This window comes from Rhodanobacter glycinis, assembly GCF_006438785.1.
Classification (GTDB): Bacteria; Pseudomonadota; Gammaproteobacteria; order Xanthomonadales; family Rhodanobacteraceae; genus Rhodanobacter; species Rhodanobacter glycinis_A.
On sequence record NZ_RCZB01000005.1, the window covers coordinates 91,943 to 113,689 of the forward strand.

The 21,747-nt window shown below is 66.4% G+C and carries 21 protein-coding genes; 13 read left to right on the forward strand and 8 right to left on the reverse strand.

Annotated elements, in window-relative coordinates:
• Window positions 1–66: 66 nt before the first annotated feature.
• Window positions 67–870: an inositol monophosphatase family protein gene (locus EAH75_RS16130; RefSeq protein ID WP_140653273.1), complete on the reverse strand. Its 804-nt coding sequence runs from the start codon at window positions 868–870 to the stop codon at window positions 67–69.
• Between the two features lie 126 nt (window positions 871–996).
• On the opposite strand from EAH75_RS16130, the gene EAH75_RS16135 reads away from it, so the two are divergent.
• Complete coding sequence (locus tag EAH75_RS16135) at window positions 997–1,755, forward strand: RNA methyltransferase (RefSeq protein ID WP_140653276.1); 759 nt, start codon at window positions 997–999, stop codon at window positions 1,753–1,755.
• 15 nt (window positions 1,756–1,770) lie between these two features.
• On the opposite strand, the gene EAH75_RS16140 is transcribed toward EAH75_RS16135, so the two are convergent.
• Window positions 1,771–3,093, reverse strand: a complete 1,323-nt coding sequence (locus tag EAH75_RS16140) for a hemolysin family protein (protein ID WP_140653279.1) — start codon at window positions 3,091–3,093, stop codon at window positions 1,771–1,773.
• A gap of 149 nt (window positions 3,094–3,242) precedes the next feature.
• On the opposite strand from EAH75_RS16140, the gene EAH75_RS16145 reads away from it, so the two are divergent.
• Complete coding sequence (locus EAH75_RS16145; RefSeq protein ID WP_140653281.1) at window positions 3,243–3,872, forward strand: DUF47 domain-containing protein; 630 nt, start codon at window positions 3,243–3,245, stop codon at window positions 3,870–3,872.
• A 90-nt stretch (window positions 3,873–3,962) separates the two neighbouring features.
• Window positions 3,963–5,075 carry an inorganic phosphate transporter gene (locus EAH75_RS16150; RefSeq protein WP_140653283.1) on the forward strand — a complete coding sequence of 371 codons (1,113 nt, stop codon included), beginning with the start codon at window positions 3,963–3,965 and terminating at the stop codon, window positions 5,073–5,075.
• Window positions 5,076–5,081: 6 nt separating this feature from the next.
• On the opposite strand, the gene EAH75_RS16155 is transcribed toward EAH75_RS16150, so the two are convergent.
• Window positions 5,082–5,486 (reverse strand): hypothetical protein, encoded by a 405-nt coding sequence (locus EAH75_RS16155; RefSeq protein WP_140653285.1) that lies wholly within the window; start codon window positions 5,484–5,486, stop codon window positions 5,082–5,084.
• Between the two features lie 95 nt (window positions 5,487–5,581).
• On the opposite strand from EAH75_RS16155, the gene EAH75_RS16160 reads away from it, so the two are divergent.
• From EAH75_RS16160 to EAH75_RS16175, 4 genes are all read left to right on the forward strand, one after another.
• Entirely contained in the window at window positions 5,582–5,926 is a 345-nt protein-coding gene (locus tag EAH75_RS16160) for an MGMT family protein (RefSeq protein ID WP_140653287.1), read from the forward strand.
• A gap of 74 nt (window positions 5,927–6,000) precedes the next feature.
• Entirely contained in the window at window positions 6,001–7,830 is a 1,830-nt protein-coding gene (gene recQ, locus EAH75_RS16165) for a DNA helicase RecQ (RefSeq protein WP_140653289.1), read from the forward strand.
• A gap of 177 nt (window positions 7,831–8,007) precedes the next feature.
• Window positions 8,008–9,432: a sugar porter family MFS transporter gene (locus tag EAH75_RS16170; RefSeq protein WP_140653291.1), complete on the forward strand. Its 1,425-nt coding sequence runs from the start codon at window positions 8,008–8,010 to the stop codon at window positions 9,430–9,432.
• 186 nt (window positions 9,433–9,618) lie between these two features.
• Window positions 9,619–10,641 carry a LacI family DNA-binding transcriptional regulator gene (locus tag EAH75_RS16175; protein WP_140653293.1) on the forward strand — a complete coding sequence of 341 codons (1,023 nt, stop codon included), beginning with the start codon at window positions 9,619–9,621 and terminating at the stop codon, window positions 10,639–10,641.
• A 54-nt stretch (window positions 10,642–10,695) separates the two neighbouring features.
• Here EAH75_RS16175 and EAH75_RS16180 read toward each other — a convergent pair whose 3' ends face one another.
• Window positions 10,696–11,610, reverse strand: a complete 915-nt coding sequence (locus EAH75_RS16180) for a LysR family transcriptional regulator (RefSeq protein ID WP_140653295.1) — start codon at window positions 11,608–11,610, stop codon at window positions 10,696–10,698.
• 108 nt (window positions 11,611–11,718) lie between these two features.
• Between EAH75_RS16180 and EAH75_RS16185 the strand changes: the two genes are divergently transcribed.
• The 5 genes from EAH75_RS16185 (at window position 11,719) to EAH75_RS16205 (ending at window position 17,472) form a co-directional block, all read left to right on the forward strand.
• On the forward strand, window positions 11,719–12,468 hold the full coding sequence (locus tag EAH75_RS16185; RefSeq protein WP_140653297.1) for an SDR family oxidoreductase: 750 nt from the start codon (window positions 11,719–11,721) through the stop codon (window positions 12,466–12,468).
• 299 nt (window positions 12,469–12,767) lie between these two features.
• Window positions 12,768–13,226: a MarR family winged helix-turn-helix transcriptional regulator gene (locus tag EAH75_RS16190; protein WP_140806215.1), complete on the forward strand. Its 459-nt coding sequence runs from the start codon at window positions 12,768–12,770 to the stop codon at window positions 13,224–13,226.
• 65 nt (window positions 13,227–13,291) lie between these two features.
• A complete protein-coding gene (locus EAH75_RS16195; protein ID WP_140806216.1) occupies window positions 13,292–14,776 on the forward strand; it encodes an efflux transporter outer membrane subunit in 1,485 nt (494 codons plus the stop codon).
• Window positions 14,773–15,930 carry an efflux RND transporter periplasmic adaptor subunit gene (locus tag EAH75_RS16200; RefSeq protein ID WP_140806217.1) on the forward strand — a complete coding sequence of 386 codons (1,158 nt, stop codon included), beginning with the start codon at window positions 14,773–14,775 and terminating at the stop codon, window positions 15,928–15,930. Before EAH75_RS16195 ends, EAH75_RS16200 begins: the two co-directional genes overlap by 4 nt.
• Window positions 15,931–15,936: 6 nt before the next feature.
• Window positions 15,937–17,472, forward strand: coding sequence for an MFS transporter (locus EAH75_RS16205; protein WP_194150628.1), 1,536 nt, complete (start codon window positions 15,937–15,939; stop codon window positions 17,470–17,472).
• A gap of 127 nt (window positions 17,473–17,599) precedes the next feature.
• Here EAH75_RS16205 and EAH75_RS16210 read toward each other — a convergent pair whose 3' ends face one another.
• Window positions 17,600–18,808 (reverse strand): patatin-like phospholipase family protein, encoded by a 1,209-nt coding sequence (locus EAH75_RS16210; protein WP_241668970.1) that lies wholly within the window; start codon window positions 18,806–18,808, stop codon window positions 17,600–17,602.
• A 175-nt stretch (window positions 18,809–18,983) separates the two neighbouring features.
• Between EAH75_RS16210 and EAH75_RS16215 the strand changes: the two genes are divergently transcribed.
• Window positions 18,984–19,229 carry a hypothetical protein gene (locus EAH75_RS16215; protein WP_140806220.1) on the forward strand — a complete coding sequence of 82 codons (246 nt, stop codon included), beginning with the start codon at window positions 18,984–18,986 and terminating at the stop codon, window positions 19,227–19,229.
• Window positions 19,230–19,250: 21 nt separating this feature from the next.
• Here EAH75_RS16215 and EAH75_RS20070 read toward each other — a convergent pair whose 3' ends face one another.
• The 3 genes from EAH75_RS20070 to EAH75_RS16225 all read right to left on the reverse strand — a co-directional run bounded on the left by EAH75_RS20070 (window position 19,251) and on the right by EAH75_RS16225 (window position 21,713).
• Entirely contained in the window at window positions 19,251–19,382 is a 132-nt protein-coding gene (locus EAH75_RS20070) for a hypothetical protein (protein WP_277752549.1), read from the reverse strand.
• Window positions 19,383–19,608: 226 nt separating this feature from the next.
• Window positions 19,609–20,016 carry a pyrimidine dimer DNA glycosylase/endonuclease V gene (locus tag EAH75_RS16220; RefSeq protein WP_241668971.1) on the reverse strand — a complete coding sequence of 136 codons (408 nt, stop codon included), beginning with the start codon at window positions 20,014–20,016 and terminating at the stop codon, window positions 19,609–19,611.
• Window positions 20,017–20,117: 101 nt separating this feature from the next.
• Window positions 20,118–21,713, reverse strand: a complete 1,596-nt coding sequence (locus EAH75_RS16225) for a DHA2 family efflux MFS transporter permease subunit (RefSeq protein WP_140806221.1) — start codon at window positions 21,711–21,713, stop codon at window positions 20,118–20,120.
• Between the last annotated feature and the right edge of the window lie 34 nt (window positions 21,714–21,747).

Genomic DNA, 21,747 nt, shown 5'->3' on the forward strand with positions numbered 1-21,747 from the left:
GCTGGACGAAGGCGATCTGTCAGCTGGAGTTGCCGACCGAACTCCGCCAGTGACGCGCAGATCTGGTCAAGCCTTCAACAGCTCCGGCGTCGCCTGCTGGCCGATCGCATCGACCATTGCCTTCGCCACATTGAGATTGCCGGCGATGATGTTGCCGCTGGCGGGGATGCCGTCGCGGCCGGCGAAGTCGCAGTAGCGGCCGCCCGCTTCGTGCACCAGCAATACGCCGGCGGCCATGTCCCACGGTTTCAGGCCGATCTCGAAGTAGCCGTCGTAGCGACCGGCGGCGACGTAGGCCAGATCGAGCGCGGCGGAGCCGGAGCGGCGGATGTCTTCGGCTTGGCCGAGGATCGCGCGGGTCATGTCCAGTTGCGGCACCAGGTGCTCGCGCTGGCGGAACGGGAAGCCGGTGGCGATCATCGCGCCGCCGAGGTTCTCGCGCTTGCTCACGCGCATGCGGCGGTCGTTGAGGTAGGCGCCGTCGCCCTTGCTGGCGGTGTACAGCTCGTCGCGCAGCGGATCGAACACCACGGCATGGATCGGCACGCCCTTTTCCAGCAACGCGATCGACACGCAGAAATGCGGGATGCCGCGCAGGTAGTTGTGGGTGCCGTCCAGCGGGTCGATCACCCAGGTCAGCGGACCCTTGCCGGTCGCGCCGCTTTCCTCGGCGAGGATCGCATGGTCGGGGTAGGCGCGGCGCAGTTCCTTGATGATTTCCGCCTCGGCCAGCTTGTCGACTTCGGAGACGAAATCCAGCTGCTGCTTCTCGACGATGTTGAGGCCGTCGATGCGGTTCATGTAGCGCAGGATCACGTTGCCTGCAGAACGCGCGGCGCGCGCCGCGATCGTGACGTGTGGTCTGGCCATGGTTTCGACTTTGGAAGAGAGCGGGGTTGCGGCCGGCGATTCTAGCAGAGGCGGGCCGTCGAAGCCCGTCCGGCTCCCGGCGTGCTTCCGTTATCCTTGTCGGCTGTCACTCCATTCGGCCGCGTCATGTCCACAATCGACGACCTCACCGCCCGCATCCGCTACGTGCTGGTGCGCACCTCGCATCCGGGCAATATCGGCAGTGCGGCACGGGCGATCCGCACGATGGGCTTCGAGCGGCTGGAGCTGGTGACCCCGGCGCGCTTTCCCGATCGCGAGGCGAGTGCACTGGCTGCGGGTGCGGATAACGTGCTGGCGAATGCCGGCGTACACAACGATCTGATCGGCAGCCTGGCCGGCAGCAGCCTGGCGCTGGGCCTGTCGGCGCGCCGGCGCGGCGTGAATTTGCCGGAGATTTCACCGCGTGAAGCGGCGCAGCAGGCGCTGGCCGCGGCGGCCCGCGGCGAGCAGGTGGCGCTAGTGTTCGGCAACGAGCGCACCGGGCTGGAGAACGAGGAGCTGGCGCGCTGCCACGCGATGGTGCGCATTCCCAGCGTGGACGACTTCAGCTCGCTCAACCTGTCGCAGGCGGTGCAGGTAATGGCTTACGAATTGCGTGTGGCGATGTTGGGCGATGCGCCGGCACCGACACCGCCCGTGCACGGCGAGCCGCCGGCCGATGCGGCGCGGATGGAGCAGTTCTACGTGCATCTGGCGCAGACACTGGACGAGATCGAGTTCCACAAGGGGCGCGAGCCGACCACGATCATGCTGCGCCTGCGCAAGCTGTTCCAACGCGCGCAGCCGGATGAGCGCGAGCTGCGGGTATTGCACGGCATCCTCGCCGACGCGCAGCGGATGGCGGGGTTGGCGAAGAGCAAATAGTACGGCGCAGCGCTCTTACTGCTCGTCGTCCGACAGATCCAGCGACGGCGCCGGCGTCACCAGCAGCTTGTCGATGCGCGCACCGTCGAGGTCGACCACCTCGAAACGGATGCCGCGCCAGGCGAACACTTCGCCGGTTTGCGGTACATGCCCGAGCGCCGTCATCACCATGCCGGCGACGGTGCGGAAATCGTGTTCATGCTCGCCGGGCAGTTCCCCGATCTGCAGCAGTTCGCGCAGGTCATCGGTGGACAGGCTGCCGTCGATCAGCCAGCTGCCATCGGCGCGCTGCATGATCGGGCTGTCCTCGTTGCCGCCACCGTGGCCGATCTGGCTGGCGCCGACCACCGCCGCGAGCAGGTCGTTGACGGTGACCACGCCTTCGATGTCGCCGTACTCGTCGACCACCAGCGCCAGCGGGGTTTCCGCATCGCGAAATTCCTCCAGCAGATCCAGCGCACGCGCGGTAGCCGGCACGAACAGCGGCTTGGACAGGTGATCGAACAGCTCCAGCCTGCCATCGGCGAAGCCGTGCAGCAGGCGCTTGACCTCGACCACGCCGACCACTTCGCTCTCGTCGCCACGATAGACCGGATAGCGCGAATACGGTGTCTGCCGCAGCACTTCGATGTTCTCGTCGCGCGAGGCGGCGGTATCCAGCCACGCGATGCGCATGCGCGGAGTCATCACGCTGTCGACCGTGCGGTCGCCCAGCCGCAGCACGCGGTTGACCATGTTGTGTTCGTCCGGGTCGAGCACGCCCTGTTCGGCGCTCTCGGCCACCAGCAGGCGAATCTCATCTTCGGTAACCACACCGCGACCGTGCTGGTTGACCCGCAGCAGGCGCAACAGCAGGTTGCTCGACACATTCAGCAACCACACGAACGGCGAGGTGATTCGCGACAGCACCAGCATTGGAATCGCCACGTAGGACGACACCTTTTCCGGTGCCGACAGCGCCAGCCGCTTGGGCACCAGCTCGCCGATCACGATCTGGATGAACGAGATCAGCACGAAGCCGAGCACGATGCCGATGATTCGCGAGTACGGCAGCAGCCACGCCAGACGGTCGCCGCGCAGGGCATCGGCGATGTGGCCGCCCAGCGCATCGCCGGCGATTGCGCCGGTAATCAGCATCACCAAAGTGATGCCGACCTGCACGGTGGACAGGAAATGCTCCGGAGCCTCGGCGTGGCGCAATGCCAGCGCAGCCTTGCGGCTGTTTCTGGCCATCTGCTTGAGCCGGCTCTTGCGCGATACCACCAGCGCCATCTCCGACAGGGCGAAGAAGCCGTTGCACAGGGCCAGCACGAAGACGAGCGCGATTTCGGTCAGCATCGCGGTGTTGATGGAGGAGGGCGCATGGGCACAGTGTAAGGGCAGCGGGGCCCGCACTTCACGCGTGGCGATGGCGGGGGCGTTGATGCAGGCCAGCACGGCAGTCCTGTAACATTCCCGTCATCCCGTTTTCTCAGGCATGGCCCCGCATGTTTTCATTGCAGACGATTTTCGGCAAAGGCGACAAGTTCTACGGCCTGCTGGAACAGAGTGCCGCCACCGCCCACGAAAGCGCCAAGGCCCTGCACGAACTGCTGACCAAGCCCGGCGGCGGCTCGGTGATGGCTGCGTTCACCGCCACCCGTGCCCGCGAGAAGGAACTGGCCGCGCAGATCAGCGAGGGGTTGGTGAACACGTTCGTCACCGCGCTCGACCGCGAGGACATCGAGGCACTGAACTCGGCTTTGTACAAGATCCCCAAGACCATCGAGAAGTTTGCCGAGCGCTACGAGATCGTGGCGGATCGCCTGGCCGGGGTGGATTTCGCCCAGCGCGCGCTGGTGCTGGAGCGTTCCAGCGAAGTCGTGGCCGAGATGATCGGCGAGCTGCGCCGGGGCTTGCGCATCGACCCGGTGAAGAAGCTGCAGGATCGGCTGCAGGCGCTGGAGTCGGAAGGCGACCGCATGCTGCTGGCGCCGTACCGCACGCTGTACATCGAGGGCAGCGACGCGATGCGCGCGATGCTGGCCAAGGATCTGTTCGAGCTGATCGAGAAGGCGATCGACAAATGCCGCGACGTCGGCAACATCGTCTATTCGATCGTTCTCAAGAACTCCTGAGGCCGTCGTCGTGACCCTCCGTATTCCGCATTGCCCGACCGCGATGCCCTCGTCGGCGTGCACCCGTCCGCGACTGGCCGGAGCACGCGCATGAGCATCGTCATCGCGGTGGTGGTGATCGCGCTCGTCTTCACCTACATCAACGGTTTCCACGACACCGCCAACTCGATCGCCACCGTCGTGGCGACCAAGGTGCTCACCCCCGGCCAGGCCGTGTTGCTGGCGGCCGGCACCAATCTGGTGGGCGCCTTCATGGGCACCGCGGTGGCGGCCACGATTGCCTCGGGCCTGATCAACGCCGGCGTGATCGAGATGAGCTCGCAGTTGCTGATCTGCGCGCTGCTGGCAGCGATCGTGTGGAACCTGATCACCTGGTGGCTGGGTTTGCCGTCCAGTTCCAGTCATGCGCTGGTCGGTTCGCTGGTGGGCGCGGCCGTCGCCGCCGCGGGCAACAATTTCCAATCGGTGATCTGGATTGAAGGCAGCTGGCTGAAGGGCCACGGCGTGATCCCCAAGGTGATCATCCCGATGGTGCTGTCGCCGGCGGCCGGGTTCGTCATCAGTTTCCTGCTGATGGGCGGGTTGTATGCGCTGCTGGCCTGGTTTGCGAACCGGCATGGCTGGTCGCGCCGGTTCGGACGCACGCCATTCGTCAACTTCTTCTTCGGCAAGGCACAGATCGTGTCGGCCAGCGCGATGGGCGTGGCGCACGGCATGAACGATGCGCAGAAGAGCATGGGCATCATCGCGCTGGCGCTGGCCGGCGCCACCGCCGCGCATCAATTCGATCATCTGCCGGTGTGGCTGGGTTTCCTGCGCATCGCCGGCGATCCCTCCGGCGGTTTCGAGATTCCGGTGTGGGTGAAGGTGGTTTCCGCGCTGACCATGGCCGCCGGTACCGCTGGCGGCGGCTGGCGCATCATCAAGACGCTGGGCCACAAGATGGTCAAGTTGCATCCGATCAATGGTTTTGCGGCCGAGACCAGTTCGGCGCTGGTGATCCTCACCGCGTCGATGTTCGGCATTCCAGTGTCGACCACCCACAACGTGTCCGCCTCGATCATGGGCGTGGGCGCGGCCAAGCGCTTCAACGCGATCCGCTGGTCGGTGGTCGAGCGGATGGTGTGGGCGTGGATCCTGACCCTGCCAATCACTGCGTTGCTGGCTTATGGGCTGGTGGTGGTCGTCAAGCTGGCGTCCTGATTCGCCTCAGAGCGAATCGCCGCCGGTGGCGATGATCTGCTCCAGCTGGTCGCCCAGCGTGCCCAGTTCGCGTACCACCCGCTGCAGCTCGGCGGTGTCGAGGAATTCGTACGGGCGGTTTTCGCACAGGTGCAGATAGGGTGAGCCATCCAGATCGGCAACCGCCAGGAAACCGGTGCGCTGCTGCCAGTTGAAGCGCAGGCAGCGGTTGGGATCGGTGCCGGCCAGCGGGCCGATCGGCGTGGAAATGCGCAGGTAACGCCGCCCCGATTCGTCCTCCAGTTCCGCCAGGTAGATGCCCTGATAGCGGTCCTGCGCCAGCTCCAGGTCGAAACTGATCAGATACGGATCGTTATGACGCAGCTCGTGCTGGCTGCCGATATGGGAACGCACGGCTTCGAAGTGACGCATATGCGACTTCCGCTGGCGAAGGGCGCTGCTACTCTGCCACGTCTGCCTGCCTGCGTCGCGTCAAGTTCGATGGAATCCGTCCGGAATGAATCCGCATGAATACTGATGTTGCCACTCGCATCTACGCCGCCATCGCCGCCATTCCGCCCGGCCGCGTTGCCAGCTATGGCGCCATTGCCGCCCGCGCGGGCCTGCCGGGACGGGCGCGGCTGGTTGGCCGGCTGTTGGGCGAGGTGCCTGATGGCATGGTGTTGCCGTGGTACCGCGTGCTGCGTTCGAGCGGTCACATCGCGATGCCGCCGGGCAGCCGCGGTTTTCGCGAGCAATCCCGGCTGCTGCGGGCCGAAGGCGTCGAAGTGAAGAACGGCCGCGTGCCGCTGTCGCGGTTCGGCCTGGATGGCGATCTCGACCATGCGCTGTGGGGCATGCCGGACGGTTGAGCGGCGGTGCTGCCGACGAGTCGTCGCAGATATTTCCGGCGGCTGGGCCGGGTCGGTTTGTTACCATGCCACCGATGAATGCCTCTGCCCTCGACCTGCTTCAAAGCGTTTTCGGTTATCCCAGTTTCCGCGGCCAGCAACAGGCCGTCGTCGAGCACCTGAGCGCAGGTGGCGACGCGCTGGTGCTGATGCCGACCGGTGGCGGCAAGTCGCTGTGCTACCAGATTCCCGCGCTGCTGCGCCAGGGCACCGGCATCGTGGTGTCGCCGCTGATCGCGCTGATGCAGGACCAGGTCGACGCTTTGCGCGAGGCCGGCGTGGCTGCCGCGTATCTCAACTCCAGCCTCGGCGCCGAGGAACAGCGCGAGGTCGAACGGCAGCTGCTGGCCGGCGAACTGAATCTGCTCTACGTGGCACCCGAGCGCCTGCTCACCGGACGCTTCCTCAGTCAGCTCGAACGCACCGAGGTGGCATTGTTCGCGATCGACGAGGCGCACTGCGTATCGCAGTGGGGCCACGATTTTCGCCCGGAATACCGCGAGCTGGCGATTCTGCACCAACGTTTCCCGCAGGTGCCGCGGATCGCGCTCACCGCAACCGCCGACCCGCGCACGCGCGATGAGATCGTCGAGCGGTTATCGCTGCAGGACGCGCGCCGGTTCGTCGCCAGTTTCGACCGCCCGAACATCGGCTACCGGGTCGGCCTGCGCCACAACGCGAAGCGCCAGCTGACCGAGTTCCTGCAGGGGCATCAGGGCGAATCCGGCATCGTGTACTGCCTCAGCCGGCGCAAGGTGGATGACACCGCCGAATGGCTGGCCGAGCTCGGTGTCGAGGCGCTGCCGTATCACGCCGGCCTCGATGCACCCACCCGCGCAAAAAACCAGAAGCGCTTCCTGCGCGAGGACGGCGTGGTGATGGTGGCCACGGTCGCGTTCGGCATGGGCATCGACAAGCCCGACGTACGCTTCGTGGCGCATCTGGATCTGCCGCGCAGCATCGAGGGCTATTACCAGGAAACCGGCCGCGCTGGCCGTGACGGTTTGCCGGCCGAGGCATGGATGATCTACGGCCTGTCCGACGTGGTCACGATGAGCCAGATGATCGCGCAGTCCGAATCGGCGGACGAACGCAAGCGGGTCGAACGACAGAAGCTGGAATCGCTGCTGGCCTACGCCGAAGCCACCGATTGCCGCCGCCAGCTGCTGCTTGGTGCGTTCGGCGAAAACTATCCCGGCCCCTGCGGCCATTGCGACAACTGCATCGCGCCGCCGAAGACCTGGGACGCCACGGTGCCGGCGCAGAAGGCACTTTCGGCGGTGTATCGCACCGGCCAGCGCTTCGGCTCCGGCCACGTGATCGACGTGTTGCGCGGCGAGGAAACCGAGCGCGTGCTCAGTCTGCAGCATCACCAGCTCAGTACATTCGGCATCGGCGCCGAGATGGACGAGAAGCAGTGGCGCTCGGTATTCCGCCAGCTGCTCGCCGCCGGACTGCTCGAAGCCGACGCCGAGGGCTACGGCACCTTGCGTCTGACCGCCGCCAGCCGCGCTGTGCTCAGCGGCAACAAGTCGGTGAAGCTGCGTGAGGATGCCCGGCCCGAACGCGGCAGCCGCCGTCGCCGCGACAGCAAGATGGGCGCGTCCGATAAAAGCAGCGGCGGCAGCCTCGGCATCGAGGCCTATGAACAGTCGATGTGGGACGATTTGCGCGCCTTGCGCACGCAGCTGGCCAAGCAGCAGGGTGTGCCGCCGTACGTGGTGTTCCATGACGCCACCTTGCTGGCGATGCTGCGCGCGTTGCCGGCGAACGAAGACGAACTGGCCACCATCAGTGGCGTCGGCGAGGCCAAGCTGAAGCGTTACGGGCGCGATTTTCTGGCGGTGATCAACGCGCCGGCATAGGTCGTCTCTGTGGGAGCGGCTTCAGCGGCGATGCTTTTCGTGTTGCCGGGAAGAGCGTCGCGGCTGAAGCCGCTCCCTCAAGTCCTTGGCGACTGCATACGTATTCAGCCGGACAGCGCAAAGGCCACGGTGCAGACTCGGGCGTACATCTTGATGCCATGACGTTGGGGAGACGCGATGAGCACAGTGGACGCGACAGGGGACGGGCTGGGACAGCGCGCCACCGCAAGGGTAGTGCTGATCTCGGCGGCGGCGGCGCTGGGCGGCTTCCTGTTCGGATTCGATACCGCGGTGATCAACGGCGCGGTCGACGCGATCCGCGGCAGCTTCGCGCTGGACGCGGCGCAGACCGGTTTCGCGGTGTCCTGTGCCTTGCTCGGTTCGGCATTGGGCGCCTGGTATGCCGGCATGCTGGCGAACCGCTTCGGCCGGGTGCGCACCATGCAGGTGGCGGCGGTGTTGCTGGTCGCCAGTGCGCTGGGCTCGGGTCTGGCGTACAGCGTGTGGAGCCTGATCGCCTGGCGGCTGGTCGGCGGCATTGGTGTCGGCGTGGCCTCGGTGATCGCGCCGACCTATATCGCCGAAGTGTCGCCTGCGTACATCCGTGGCCGACTCGGCTCGATGCAGCAGCTGGCAATCGTGCTCGGCATCTTCGCGGCGCTGCTCAGCGATGCGTGGCTGGCCGGTGCAGCCGGCGGTTCTTCATTGCCGTCGTGGCTGGGGCTGGCCGCCTGGCGCTGGATGTTCCTGGCGGCAGTGCTGCCGGCGCTGATCTACGGCACCCTGGTACTGGGCATCCCGGAGTCGCCGCGGTATCTGGTGGCCAAGGGCCGTCTGGCCGAAGCCCGTGTCGTGCTGCGCAACGTGCTGAACATGCACAGCGAGGCGGCTCTGGATACCAAGCTGAGCGACATCGAAGTCAGCCTTCGTTCGGAACACCAGCCCCGCCTGAGCGACCTGCGCGGCAAGGCCGCCGGCCTGCTGCCGGTGGTCTGGATCGGCATCCTGCTGTCGGTGTTCCAGCAGTTCGTTGGCATCAACGTGATCTTCTACTACTCGTCGACCCTGTGGCATTCGGTCGGCTTCAGCGAGGCCGATTCGTTCACGATCACCGTGGTCACCTCGATCGTCAACGTGCTGGTCACCCTCGTTGCCATCGCGCTGGTCGATCGCATCGGCCGCAAGCCCTTGCTGGTGGTTGGTTCGGCCGGCATGGCGATCACGCTGGCGATGATGGCCTGGTGCTTCTCGCAGGCCACCGGCAGTGGCGACACGCTGAGCCTTCCCGGCGTTACCGGCATGGTGGCGCTGGTCGCGGCGAATGCCTATGTGGTGTTTTTCGGGGTCAGCTGGGGCCCGGTGGTATGGGTGCTGCTGGGCGAGATGTTTCCGAACCGCATCCGCGCCACTGCGCTGGCGGTGGCCGCCGCGGCGCAGTGGCTGGCGAACTTCGCGATCACCAGCACGTTCCCGGCGCTGGCCGAACTGGGCCTCAGCTTTGCCTACGGCCTGTACGCGGCGTTCGCGTTGTTGTCGCTGCTGTTCGTGCTGTTTGGTGTGCATGAGACCAGGGGCATCGAGCTGGAGGACATGCGCGCATGAGGACGCTGGAGCACTCCTTTTCCGCCGGTGCTGCCGGCACGGCGCCGCCCGTCGATTGCCGCTGCGTGGAGCAGCGCCAGGCGCTTTACGACAGGCGCCGTGCAAAGCGGTTAGGATTCGTGATGGCCGGGCAGTCTCCGGCCGGCGCTACGCTGTCCGATCGGACGCTCCCGGATCAAGCCACCGATGAAGGTAAAAGCCACATCGATCGACATCGCCCATCTGACCGGGGTTTCCCAGGCCACGGTGTCACGTGCATTGCGTGGCAGCCCGCTGGTCAATGAGGAAACCCGGCGGCGCATTCAGGCTGCCGCCGAACAGCTCAACTACAAGGTCGACAAGAACGCGTCGAACCTGCGCCGGATGCATACAGGCACGCTGGCGCTGCTGTTCTTCGAAGACCCCACCGCCGACGAGTCGCACATCAACCCGTTCTTCCTGTCGATGCTCGGCTCGATCACCCGCGCCTGCGCGCTGCAGGGTTACGACCTGCTGATCTCGTTTCAGCAGTTCTCGCACGACTGGCACGCCGATTTCGCCGACAGCAAGAAAGCCGATGGCCTGATCCTGCTCGGCTACGGCGACTATCTGGCGTATACCGACAAGCTGGAAAAACTGGTCGCCCAGGGCACCCGCTTCGTGCGCTGGGGCGCGGTGCTGCCGGACCAGCCCGGCGTGTCGATCGGCTGCGACAACTTCCGTGGTGGCCAGGCGGTGGCGGAACATCTGCTGGAACGCGGCTGTCGCCGGATCGCCTTCCTCGGCGACGCCTCCAGCCACTATCCGGAATTCTTCGGGCGCTATCGCGGTTACGTCGATGCCTTGCAGCAAGCCCGCGTGGAGATCGACCCGGCCCTGCAGCAGAACGCCGAAAGCACCGAGCGCTCCGGCTACGAGGCGATGCGCTCGCTGATTACCCGCGAAGTCGGTTTCGACGCGGTGTTCGCGGCCAGCGACCTGATCGCGATCGGCGCCATGCGGGCGCTCAGCGACCACGGCCTGCGCGTGCCGCAGGACGTTGCGCTGGCCGGCTTCGACGACATCGCCACCGCCAGCTTCGTCAATCCGCCGCTGACCACCGTGCTGCAGGACACCAAGCAGGCAGGCGAAGTCCTCGTCGACAGCCTGCTTGGCCTGATCCGCGGCGAGCCGGTCGACAGCGAGGTGCTGCCGGTGAAACTGATGGTGCGGCGCTCAAGCCTGCGCTGATACGAACGCGTTGCCGTTGAGGTGGCCTGCACCAGGTGCCCGCCGCAGGCCGGGTCATGCGGGTACTTCCAGGCCCTGGATCAATCGTTTCGCCAGACGCGGCTGGCGGAATTGCTGCAGCCACCATTCCAGCGCGCGGCCTTCGTGATCGCTGTGCCAGGCGACATAGAGCGTGTTGGGTTCGCGTGGTTCGGTCATGCGCTTCTCCACCAGCAAGCCATGCTTCAGCAACGCGCCCACCCGTTGTCGCGGCAACCAGCCCACGCCCAGCCCGTCGCGCTGGGCCAGGATCTTGGCGCGCATGCTCGGCAGCGCCAGCGTGGCCTGGCCACCGAGTACTCCATAAGCGCGGCCGGAGCTGCGCGATGAGTCGGCCACCACCACCGAGCGATGCTGGCTGACCATGTCCTGCGACACCGGCTCGGCCGCCTTTGCCAGTGGATGGCGCGCGGCGACGGCGAATACCCACTCCATCGCGCCGAGTTCGAACCAGCGCAGCTTGGGCATCGCCGGCGGCTCGTTGGTGGCGCCCACCACCAGATCCGCGCGGCCGTCGCGCAACGCCTCCCAGGTGCCGCCGAGTACCTCGTGGGTGATGCGCAGGCGCACGCCCGAACGCAGCGCATCGAATGCGTGGATTGCCGGCAACAGCGTCTCGATCTCCAGGATCTCGTCGGTGACGATGTGCAATCGATCCTCCCAACCGCTGGCCACCTGCTTCACGCGCTGGCCCAGCCGTGCCACGTCCTGAACCAGCCGCGCGGCTTCCCGCGTCAGCAGCTCGCCGGCCGGGGTGAGCTGCAGGCGATAGCGGCGGCGATCGAACAGCAGCGCGTCGAAACGTGTTTCCAGCTGGCGCGCCGCATGCGAGATCGTCGACGGCGCCTTGCCCAGCCGGGCCGCCGCGCGTGACAGGCTGCCGCTGTCGCGGATCGCCTCCAGCAGGGCCAGTTCGTCGTCGGACAACATGTGCAACTCCTTCGAACGAGTTCGTCGAAACGATGGTACGGCAATCGGTGCGTCGACGATCAAGCTGGCTCCACTGAAACACCATCACCACCATCACTGGAGCACATCATGAATCGTTTCGAAGGCAAGTCCGTACTCGTCACCGGCGGCAGCAGCGGCATCGGACTGGCTGCCGCCCAGGCGTTCGCTGCCGAAGGCGCGCGCGTCATCATCACCGGTCGCGACACCGCGGCGCTGGTGCAGGCCAAGGCCACCCTCGGTGCGCGCTCGATCGCGATCCGCAATGACGCCGGCGCGATCGCCGACGCGAAGGAGCTCGCCGCTGCCCTGGCCAGTCAGGACATCCTGCTCGACGTCGTCTTCATCAACGCCGGCAGCGCCAGGTTCGCACCGTTCGCCGAGGTCGACGAGGCGATGTGGGAGCAGGGCTTCGGCACCAACGTCAAGGGCGCCTACTTTCAGTTGCAGGCGCTGTTGCCGCGGCTCAACGCCGGTGCCTCGATCGTGCTGAACGGTTCGATCAATGCACACATCGGCATGCCGAACTCGTCGGTCTACGCCGCCAGCAAGGCGGCGCTGATTTCGCTGGCGAAGACGCTGTCGGCCGAATTGCTGCCGCGCGGCGTGCGCGTCAACGTGGTCAGCCCGGGGCCGATCAGCACGCCGCTATACGGCAAGCTGGGTCTGGATGCCGCTGCGCTGGAAACTACCGCTGCGCAGATCCAGTCGCAGGTTCCGCTGGGCCGTTTCGGCACGCCGCAGGAACTGGCCTCGACCGTGCTGCATCTGGCCGCGCCGGAATCGGCCTTCATCGTCGGCAGCGAGATCGTCGTCGACGGTGGCATGAGCCAGCTCTGACACACGCGCCCCTTTACCGCGCGATGGCGACCGCCATCGCGCGCACCAAGGAAATCCCTTGAAGCGCTGTTCCTGGCTTCCGATGCGGCCGCGTTTGTCACCGGTGCGGAATGGATGGTGGATGGCGGTGCGGCCCAGCTGTAAGACGGATCAATTTCGATCCAGCGGCGACCGGTTCGTGAAATATGCCGCTACGGGTCAGGCGCACGATGTCTTCGTCGACCCGAGGCATGGCATTAAATTGATTTGACAGATACAGCCTAGGCAGATAAAGTCGCTTCTCCATCGGGAGACCAAGCATGAAAAAGCCGAAGCCTGACGTCATATCGCAGCTCAGTACGGGCGAGCTGGGTTTTCTGGTCACCGGCGTGCGCAATGCGATCTGGGCGTCGATTGACAGGGAGCTGCAGCCGCTGGACATTACTACCGCACAGTTCGTAGTGTTCAACAGCATCGCCAAAGGCAAGGGAAGCACCATCGGCGAGTTGTGCCGGGTGATTGGCTACGACTCGGGGGCGATGACCCGGCTGCTGGACCGGATCGAGAAGAAAGGCCTGGTTCGCCGCGTCGCCAACCCGGACGACCGGCGCAGCTACCTGATCGAGTTGACGGAGGAAAGCGGGGCGCTGGTACCGCAAGCGCGGCGCCAGGTGCAGAAAGTCTTTGCGGCGTTGCTGAAGGGTTTCAGCGATGACGAAGCCACCGCGTTGAAAGCCGCGCTGGAGAAGATCCTGGAGAACGCCGCAAGCGCCATATGAGTCGTTTGCATGATCATATATCTGCCTAGGCTGTATTTACAGGCGTGACATCGAGGATTGCCCACATGTCGTTGCACCTATTTCGCAAGCACATGACCACGCTGCTGGTGGCGCTGGCGCTGGCCGGCTGCGCCAGCATGCGCGGCCTGCACACCCACGCCACCGCAGTCGATCCGGACCGGGTGGATGCCGCGCAGAGCCTGTCGAACGTCGCGTTCTCTCCCGCGGCATGGCCGCACGAGGCGTGGTGGACCGATCTCGGTGACACCCAGCTGGATCGGATCATCGCCGACGCCCTGAGCGGCCAGCCAGGCCTGCGCATCGCCGAGGCGCGCGTGCGCCAGGCGCAGGCGGTGGCGGGCGTGGTCGGCGCCTCGTTGTATCCGCAAGCCAACGCCAGCCTGAGAAGCACGCGCCAGCGTTTCAGCGAGGATGGCACCGTACCGCCGCCGATAGCCGGCAGCTGGCAGACCATCAACGACCTCTCGCTCGGTCTCAATTACGAACTGGATTTCTGGGGCAAAAACCGTGCGGCGGTGAATGCCGAACTGGACCGCACCCACGCGGCGGAGGTCGACCTGCAGGCCGCGCGGCTGATGCTCGCCACCGCGCTGTCGCGTACCTATCTGCGGCTGGACCAGGCCTACGCCCAGCGCGATCTGGCGCGGGACACGCTGAAGCAGCGCGAACAGATCCTCGAACTCACGCGCCGCCGCGTCGCCGCGCAGATCGACTCGCAACTGGAGCTTACCCAGGCCGAAGCGGCCCTGCCGGCCACGCGCGAGCGCATCGCCGCGCTCGACGAGTCGATCGCGCTGCTCGGCAATCAGCTTGCCGCGCTGCAAGGCAAGGGGCCGGATGTGGGGCTGGCGATCCGGCGGCCGCAGCTGGCGGCGGTGGGCGCGGTGAGCCTGCCGTCCAGCCTTCCCGCCGAACTGATCGGCCGGCGCCCCGACGTGGTGGCCGACCGCTGGCGCGTCGAAGCGGCGAGCCAGGACATCGCCGTGGCCAAGGCGCACTTCTATCCCAACATCAGCCTGAATGCACTGGTCGGCCTGCAAAGCCTGGGCTTCGACAACTTCCTCGACGCCGGCAGCCGCGTGCTCGGCATCGGCCCGGCGATCTCGCTGCCGATCTTCGACGGCGGCCGGTTGCGCGGCAACCTCGGCGTGCGCCAGGCCGGCTACGACGCGGCGGTGGAGCACTACAACGCCACCGTGATCGCCGCCGTGCACGACGTCGTCGACCAGCTGGTATCGCTGCACTGGCTGCAGGAACAGGTGCAACAGCAGGATCAGGCGTTGCAACTCAGCCAGCGCGCGTACGGGCTTGCGCAGGCGCGCTATCGCAGCGGCCTCGCGAACTACCTGCAGGTACTCAGTGCCGAGACCCAGGTGCTGGCACAGAAGCAGTTGATGATCGCGTCGCAGTCACGCCAGCGCGAGCTACGCCTGAACCTGAATCGCGCCCTCGGTGGCAGCTACCGGCCCGTGGCCGTGCCGCCGCCTACCAACGTTGCCCAGACCCGCACTTCAGGGAGCAAGTCATGAATACCGATTCCTCCGCGCCGTCACCGGCCGCACCCGCGCGCTCGCGTCTCGCCCAGTGGATCGGCCTGGCAGCCGTGCTGCTGGCGGTGATCGGCGTGGCATGCTGGTGGCTGCTCGCAGGGCAGTATCGCGAAACCACCGAAGACGCTTTCGTCGATGGCAATGTGGTCGCCGTGACCGCGCAGGTCACCGGTGTGGTCACGGCGATCGGCGCGGACGACACCGACTACGTCCGCGCCGGCAGCCGGTTGGTCAAGCTTGACGACACCGACGCGCGGCTCGCCCTGTCGCGCGCCGAGGCCCAGCTGGCGCGCAGCGTGCGCCAGGTGCGCGCGCAGTACGCCAACGTCGGCCAGACCCGCGCCAGCGTTCAGCTGCGCGAGATCGAACTGGCCAAGGCCAGGGCGGATCTCGCCCGCCGGCGCGAACTGGTGGCCGGCGGTGCGATCTCCGGCGAGGAGGTCAAGCACGCCGAGGATGCCGTGCGCGCCGCCAGCGCCGCGCTCGGCGTGGCCAGCCAGCAACTGGCCGGCAGCAGCGCCCTGATCGGTCGTACCGCGATCGCCGACAACCCGGACGTGCTGGCCGCCGCCTCGCAGGTGCGCGACGCCTGGATCGCGGTGTATCGCACCAGCGTACCCGCGCCGGTTGCCGGCATGGTGACCCGGCGCAACGTGCAGCTCGGGCAGAAGATCAATCCGGGCGTATCGCTGATGTCGGTAGTGCCGCTCGACCATTTGTGGGTCAACGCGAACTTCAAGGAATCCCAATTGCGGCACATCCGCATCGGCCAGAAGGTTGATCTCGTGGCCGACGTGTACGGCGACGACGTGGTCTACCACGGCAGCGTGGTCGGCCAGGAAGCCGGCACCGGCAGCGCGTTCTCGCTGCTGCCGGCGCAGAACGCTACCGGCAACTGGATCAAGGTGGTGCAGCGCGTGCCGATCCGCATCGCGCTGGATCCGCGACAAGTGGCGAAGCATCCGTTGCAACTGGGCCTGTCGATGAAGGTCGTCGTGGCCACGCGCCAACGCGACGGCAGCCGTCTGGTCACGGCGGGCTCGCGCGAGCACGGCTACCGCACCGATGTGTTCGCCAACGAGCTGGCCAGCGCGGATGCCGTGGTCGACAAGATCATCGCGGCCAACCAGTAGCGAGGCATGACCATGCATGCGCGTACGCCCGGCTTGATGCTCTACGCCACGATCTTCGTGCTGACCGCGATCGAGTTCCTGCAGCTGAGCATGGTCGCGTTCGGCGCCGGGCCGATCATGGGCGAGGTGAGCATCACGCCCGAGGATTTCAGCCTGATTGCGGCGGTATACGCCAGCGTGGCGATCCTGGTGATCTCGATGCAGCGCTGGTTCGTGACCCGGCTGGGCGGGCGGCTGTTCATCCAGTGCGCCACCGCGGTGTCGCTGCTCGGCGCGGTGCTGTGCGCGACCAGCCACGACTTTGCCTCGTTCCTGCTCGGCCGCTTCGTGATGGCGCTCGGCGGCGGTGCGCTGTTCACCTCGGCGCGCATGATCATCCATCATCGGCTGGCCGGGCCCCAGCGCTTCATGGGCATCAAGGCGCTGGCCTACGGCGTGGCGCTGTGCATTTCCGCCGGACCCTGGCTGGCGGCGCAGGCGGTGTCGAACGACACCTGGTCGGCGATCTTCTGGTTGCTGGCGATCTTCGATGTCCTCGCCTTCGTGCTCGCCAGCCGCAGCCTGGACAACAGGCTGCGCGGCTACGAGCAAGGGCGCAGCGACTGGAACCCCTGGTTGCAGGTGCTGTTGGTGGGAGGCAGTTTCGGCTTGTTGTATGCGCTGCAGCGCTTCTACTACGACTTCTACGGCGACGTGCTGTTCGTCGCCAGCGTGCTGGTAGCGGCGCTACTCGGGTTGATCGTCTATGCGCACCACCAGCGCCTCAACCAGCAGCCGCTGCTGCACATCCGCCCCATGCTGCACCCGCGCTATCTCGCTGGCCTCGCGCTGTTCCTGTTCGCCTACCTGATGCTGGGCGCGAACAACTATGTGGTGCCGGTGATGCTGCAGCGGACACTGGGCTACTCGTGGGAAACGGTCGGCCACTTCGAGGCGCTCGGCGCATTGGCGGCGGTCGTCACGTTTACAGTGGTAGCGCGATTGCTGCCGAAACATCCGGCACCGCGCAAGTTCTGGATCACCGGCTTCCTCGCGCTGGCCACGTTCGGCGCGCTGCTGGCGCGGCTCGACCCGGCCGCCGATCCGTGGCTGCACGTACTGCCGGCGCTGGCCTGCTACAACATCTTCCTGCTGACCGTGCTGCCGATCGCGGCGATGCAGGCGTTCCGCCAGATGGAGAACGACGAAACCCTGTTCTCCAACGCGCAGCAGGTGAAGAACATGCTGGCGCAGGCCGGCATCGCGCTGGGCATCTCGGTCGCCACGCTGGGGCAACAGTGGCGCACCACCGTGCACTACAACATGCTCAATGCGCAGGTGAGTCCGGACAATCCGGTTTACCTCGCCACGATCCAGCACCTGCAGAGCGCGCTCGCAGCCAGCGTGGGCCCCGTCCAGGCCGCGCAGATCGCGGTGGCCCGCGTGGCCCAGTCGCTGGCGCAGCAGTCGGCGCTGCTGGCGAACATCGACCACTTCATGCTGATCGCCGCGCTCGGCGTGCTCGGCATCGTGGTGACGCTGGCGCAGAAGATTTTCCGCTGAACCCGTCCACCGTTTTTGGCGGTGACTATTGACGCCCGCGAAACGAGATCGGATACGCCCCATGGCGCACGCCGGTGCCGGGGACCGGCGCTGACCATTGCGCCATGCGCGGCGAAACGCAGGTACGTCAGGGCTGCGTGGTCTGCACAGGGCAGGCCGGATGGCTCGAGACAGGCGCCGTATATGCCGTCATGTTGCGCCGGATCGATCGTGCCGGCGTGAGCCACAACAAGCCACGCGTCGCGCAATCGGCGGCGTAGTCGAACAGCGCCTGCATGTGCTGCTGATCGAAGTCGATGAAACTGGCTTGCGGATAATCCACAGGAATCTCGGTGAGGTTGAATGTCATGCCCAGCCGGTGGGCGGCGGCGATGTTGTCCACGATCGCCTCGCGGGTCTTGTAGGTCATCTCGGCGGCGAACGCGTTCGACAGGATGTCGATGGTGTTGTAGCGCGTGGTCTTCGGTGTGCGGGCGAGCTGGCCGTTGACGATCATGTACAGGTGAGCGCCGCGCAACAGCGGCAGTTCGGTCGATTGGACGCCGACGATCAGTGGCGTGCTGAACACCGACGTGGTGACGCCGCCGTCCACTTGCATCTCGTCGTATTCGTAGTCGCCGTCGCGCACATGGATCAGCACCGGCGCAAACGCGCCCGGCACGCTGGCCGACGCAACCAGCACGTCGCGAAACAGCCTGCGTGCCGTGCTGCCGCCGTGCTGCGCAATCTCGCCGAGGTTCCACAGCACGGTCTCATGCTTGTCCAGGTCGGTGGTCGCCACGACCAGCCGGCGACCCTTGTCGGCCTCGCGTGCCACGGCGTCGATCATCTGCGGCGTGACGAAGTGATCGACCAGCTGGAACAGCGCATTGCGGTGCGGCAGGCCGCGCGGCGACAGCAGCCGGGACAGGATGCTGCGGGTAGGCGAACGCAACAGTCGTGCGCTGCGCTCGCCGGTGAAGGCTTGCTGCATGCGCGCATCCCACGCCGACCCGAGAAACGCGAACGGCGCCAGCAGCGCGCCGGCGCTAACGCCGGTTACCATTTCGAATTGAGGACGCGTATGCGCGCGACTCATCCCGGCCAGTGCGCCGGCGCCGTAGGCACCGCCCGAGCCACCGCCGGACAGCGCCAGGATGTCGACTGTGCCGTCGGTCGCCGCGGCGCGAATGCCGCTGAAGAAATCCGGCGCCAGTGCGGTGAACGTGCGCAGATCGGTGGTGACCAGCCGCACGCTGGGCGGAAAGCCGACGGGCGTCGCCGCGCTGATCAGGTCGGGCGGTGCCGGGCGACGTGGCGCGGTCTGGCAACCGGCCAGCGCCAGCAATCCAAGCATCAGAAAAACCGGCTTGCTTCGCATTGTGACGCTCCCGACAGCGGCGATCGGTCTGGCCGCAGGCAACAGGAAAAACCGTTCGCCATGTGCCCTTCGACGAACTCAGGACAGGCGTGACGCAGCGAAGTCGAGGGCGATTGCTGCGCATCGTCAAAGACTGGATCCATCGTGCCTGGTGAAGTATGCGACGCGGCGGCGCACCGCATCAAACACCTTCGTGGCGTTGCGCGAAGAAGTGACTGGTCCGGTCGCGATAGCCGGCGATGCTATTCAATCCACACTGCTTGCCATTGCCGTTTCCCTGATCGGGCTGGCCGGCGCCAGCCCGATCATCCGACGGCAGGTGCGGCGAAGATGGGCGGAATCCGCAAAGCCGGCTTCCTGTGTGGCCGCGGTCCAGCTCTGTCGCGAAAGGGTGTGAGCAGGGCGCAGCCCTGCAGCGTTATGTGGCGATCGGCTGGATCGCGGCAGGCGCCGTGGCAGTGGATAGCGAGACGAGCGCATACACGCTGCGTTTCAGCATGGGATGCATCGATCGAAGCCACTCGGCGAGGCCGACGACGGCTTCAGTCATGACACCTCATCGTCGGCCTGCCGCGGTGCGACTCCGATATGCACGATGTCACCCGCACGGACGTCCGCCTGCGCCTCAACCGTTGCCGGAAGCAGCAACCGGAACCTGCGCGAGCGGGCAACGATGAGACTGTCGAAACGCGACCGACGTTTTGCAAGGTCGAACGGTGCTTCCACCGCATCCTGCTTGCGGCCCGAAAGGATTGCCGCGTCGAACGACTCGATCTTCAGGCATGACGCTCCCAGGGTTCAACCGGGCCCTGGCGCAGGCGAAATAACGGATGGCATTCCTGCCTGGCGAGCGCGTGCCATTGCTCGTGCAGGACGGGGTTGCGGGTTGCCAGCTTTTGCAGCAGGCATTGCCATTCATAGGCCAGCTGCCCGGTCGTGGCATCGATCGCGGCGATGCTGCGCACCGGCCCGATTTTGCTGCGATCGAACGAATAATCGCGCGCCACGGATTCGGCATGTATGGGGGAAAGATAGGCGTTGATGACGAGCAATGGTGTTGCATGCTGCCGAATTCGCTGCAGCTGCGGATGCTGCCGATGGCCCTGTGTTTCGCCGCGCAGCACGGCGCGGGCCAGCAGGGCTCCCGCCACAGCGACCAGAGCTACTTCGGGTGCAATGTCCACAAGCGCATGGGAGGGTTATCCGGAGCTTGATCGTACGGTGCAGGAGACCTGCGGCAACGCCGGCCCGAATGAAGCGAGCGAATCCGCATTTTGTGCGCGACTCAGACGCGGGCTTTCCGCTCGCGGGGATCCTTCCCCTCGATGAGCAACGCTGCGCATATCGCGCTGAGCAGGGCGAGGCCGGCGGACAGCAGCATGACCCAGCGGAAGCCTGCCACGAACGATGTGCCGATCGCGTGCTGCAGTGTCGCCGCTGCTGCGGCGGACGCGTTGTGCGGGATGACGATGCCGGCCAGCCTCTGGCGCTGTGCCAGTACCGGGGACAGCAGTTCGGGCGGCAACTGCAAGCGTGCGAGTTCACTGGCCAGGCGGGCATTGAACGCTGTGGTGAGGACGATGCCGAAGGTGGCGATCGCCAGCAGCCCGGCCGCACGCGCCACCGCATTGTTCACGCCCGATGCCGTGCCCGCGAGTTCCGGGCCGACCGCGTTCATCACCGTGGCGGTCAGCGGCGCCACCGTGATGCTCATGCCCAGGCCGAGCACGCAGATGGCCGGGAAAAACGTCGTCCAGTAGCCGGCGTCGAGCGCGGGCAACGCGAACAGCGCGAAGCCCAGCGCCGCCACGCTCGGCCCCGCGACCAACGGCAGCTTCGAGCCGAACACGTCGACCAGGCTGCCCGCCCAGCGCGACAGCACGAACATGATCGCGATGAAAGGCAACAACGCCGCGCCGGCGGCGGTGGCGCCGTAGCCCTGCACCTGGATCAGGTTGAGTGGCAGAAAGAACAGCGCGCCGCCGAGTGCCGCGTACAGTAGCAGGGTCAGCAGGTTGGCCCCGGCAAAATTGCGCTGACGGAACAGCGCCAGCGGCAGCATCGGCGCACGCCCGCGTGCCTCCGCGCGCACGAACAGTGCGAGTGCCGCGACACCGGTGCCTGCGGCGATCAGCACAGGCGCGGCAGTCCAGCCGCGGGCCGGCGCCTCGATCAGTGCGAACACCACCCCGGCCAGCCCTGTCGTGACCAGCATGGCACCCATCACGTCAACCGGCTGGCGGCTCGCCGCCCCCATGCTTTCCGGTACTTTCATTGCGCAGAGCACCAACAGCACGCCGCCGACCGGCACGTTCACCAGGAACGCCCAGGTCCACGCGTAGTGTTCGACCAGAAAGCCCCCGATCACCGGTCCGATTGCGGCCATGATGCCGCTGCATGCCGACCACGTGCCGATCGCCGCGCCGCGTCCGGCTTGCGGATAGGCCGCGCTGATCAGCGCGAGGCTGCCCGGCACCAGCAGCGCGGCGCCAATGCCCTGCACCGCACGCGTGGCGATCAGCTGGTTCACGCTGGCGGACAGCGCGCAGCCGGCCGAGGCCAGCGTGAACAGCGCCACGCCGATCATGAACACGCGCCGGCGCCCGAAACGATCGCCCAGCGCACCGCCCACCAGCAGCAACGCGGCGAGGAACAGCGCATACGACTCCATCACCCACTGCGCATCGGCGGTGGTGGCGTTCAGAGCCAGCTGGATCGACGGCAGCGCCACATTGACCACGGTGCCGTCGATGAAAGCCAGGCTGGAGCCAATGATCGCTGCCAGCAACGTCCAGCGCTGCGAAGCCTTCAGGCACGGCGTGGCCCGCGCGCCACTCAGGATGACACCGGTATCGCAGGGTGGCTTGCCGATATGGCTCATGGCGATTGCGCTGGACGGGTACCGTCGAAGCTTA

Excerpts from the sequence above, each read along its gene's own strand:
- EAH75_RS16170 (WP_140653291.1), top strand. The coding sequence starts at position 8,008 with ATGAGCACAGTGGACGCGACAGGGGACGGGCTGGGACAGCGCGCCACC.
- EAH75_RS16200 (WP_140806217.1), top strand. The coding sequence starts at position 14,773 with ATGAATACCGATTCCTCCGCGCCGTCACCGGCCGCACCCGCGCGCTCG.
- EAH75_RS16180 (WP_140653295.1), bottom strand. The coding sequence starts at position 11,610 with ATGTTGTCCGACGACGAACTGGCCCTGCTGGAGGCGATCCGCGACAGC.
- EAH75_RS16155 (WP_140653285.1), bottom strand. The coding sequence starts at position 5,486 with ATGCGTCACTTCGAAGCCGTGCGTTCCCATATCGGCAGCCAGCACGAG.
- EAH75_RS16160 (WP_140653287.1), top strand. The coding sequence starts at position 5,582 with ATGAATACTGATGTTGCCACTCGCATCTACGCCGCCATCGCCGCCATT.
- EAH75_RS16195 (WP_140806216.1), top strand. The coding sequence starts at position 13,292 with ATGTCGTTGCACCTATTTCGCAAGCACATGACCACGCTGCTGGTGGCG.
- EAH75_RS16175 (WP_140653293.1), top strand. The coding sequence starts at position 9,619 with ATGAAGGTAAAAGCCACATCGATCGACATCGCCCATCTGACCGGGGTT.
- EAH75_RS20070 (WP_277752549.1), bottom strand. The coding sequence starts at position 19,382 with ATGACTGAAGCCGTCGTCGGCCTCGCCGAGTGGCTTCGATCGATGCAT.
- EAH75_RS16150 (WP_140653283.1), top strand. The coding sequence starts at position 3,963 with ATGAGCATCGTCATCGCGGTGGTGGTGATCGCGCTCGTCTTCACCTAC.
- EAH75_RS16145 (WP_140653281.1), top strand. The coding sequence starts at position 3,243 with ATGTTTTCATTGCAGACGATTTTCGGCAAAGGCGACAAGTTCTACGGC.
- EAH75_RS16225 (WP_140806221.1), bottom strand. The coding sequence starts at position 21,713 with ATGAGCCATATCGGCAAGCCACCCTGCGATACCGGTGTCATCCTGAGT.
- EAH75_RS16135 (WP_140653276.1), top strand. The coding sequence starts at position 997 with ATGTCCACAATCGACGACCTCACCGCCCGCATCCGCTACGTGCTGGTG.
- EAH75_RS16185 (WP_140653297.1), top strand. The coding sequence starts at position 11,719 with ATGAATCGTTTCGAAGGCAAGTCCGTACTCGTCACCGGCGGCAGCAGC.
- recQ (WP_140653289.1), top strand. The coding sequence starts at position 6,001 with ATGAATGCCTCTGCCCTCGACCTGCTTCAAAGCGTTTTCGGTTATCCC.
- EAH75_RS16190 (WP_140806215.1), top strand. The coding sequence starts at position 12,768 with ATGAAAAAGCCGAAGCCTGACGTCATATCGCAGCTCAGTACGGGCGAG.
- EAH75_RS16210 (WP_241668970.1), bottom strand. The coding sequence starts at position 18,808 with ATGCTTGGATTGCTGGCGCTGGCCGGTTGCCAGACCGCGCCACGTCGC.
- EAH75_RS16130 (WP_140653273.1), bottom strand. The coding sequence starts at position 870 with ATGGCCAGACCACACGTCACGATCGCGGCGCGCGCCGCGCGTTCTGCA.
- EAH75_RS16205 (WP_194150628.1), top strand. The coding sequence starts at position 15,937 with ATGACCATGCATGCGCGTACGCCCGGCTTGATGCTCTACGCCACGATC.
- EAH75_RS16140 (WP_140653279.1), bottom strand. The coding sequence starts at position 3,093 with ATGCTGACCGAAATCGCGCTCGTCTTCGTGCTGGCCCTGTGCAACGGC.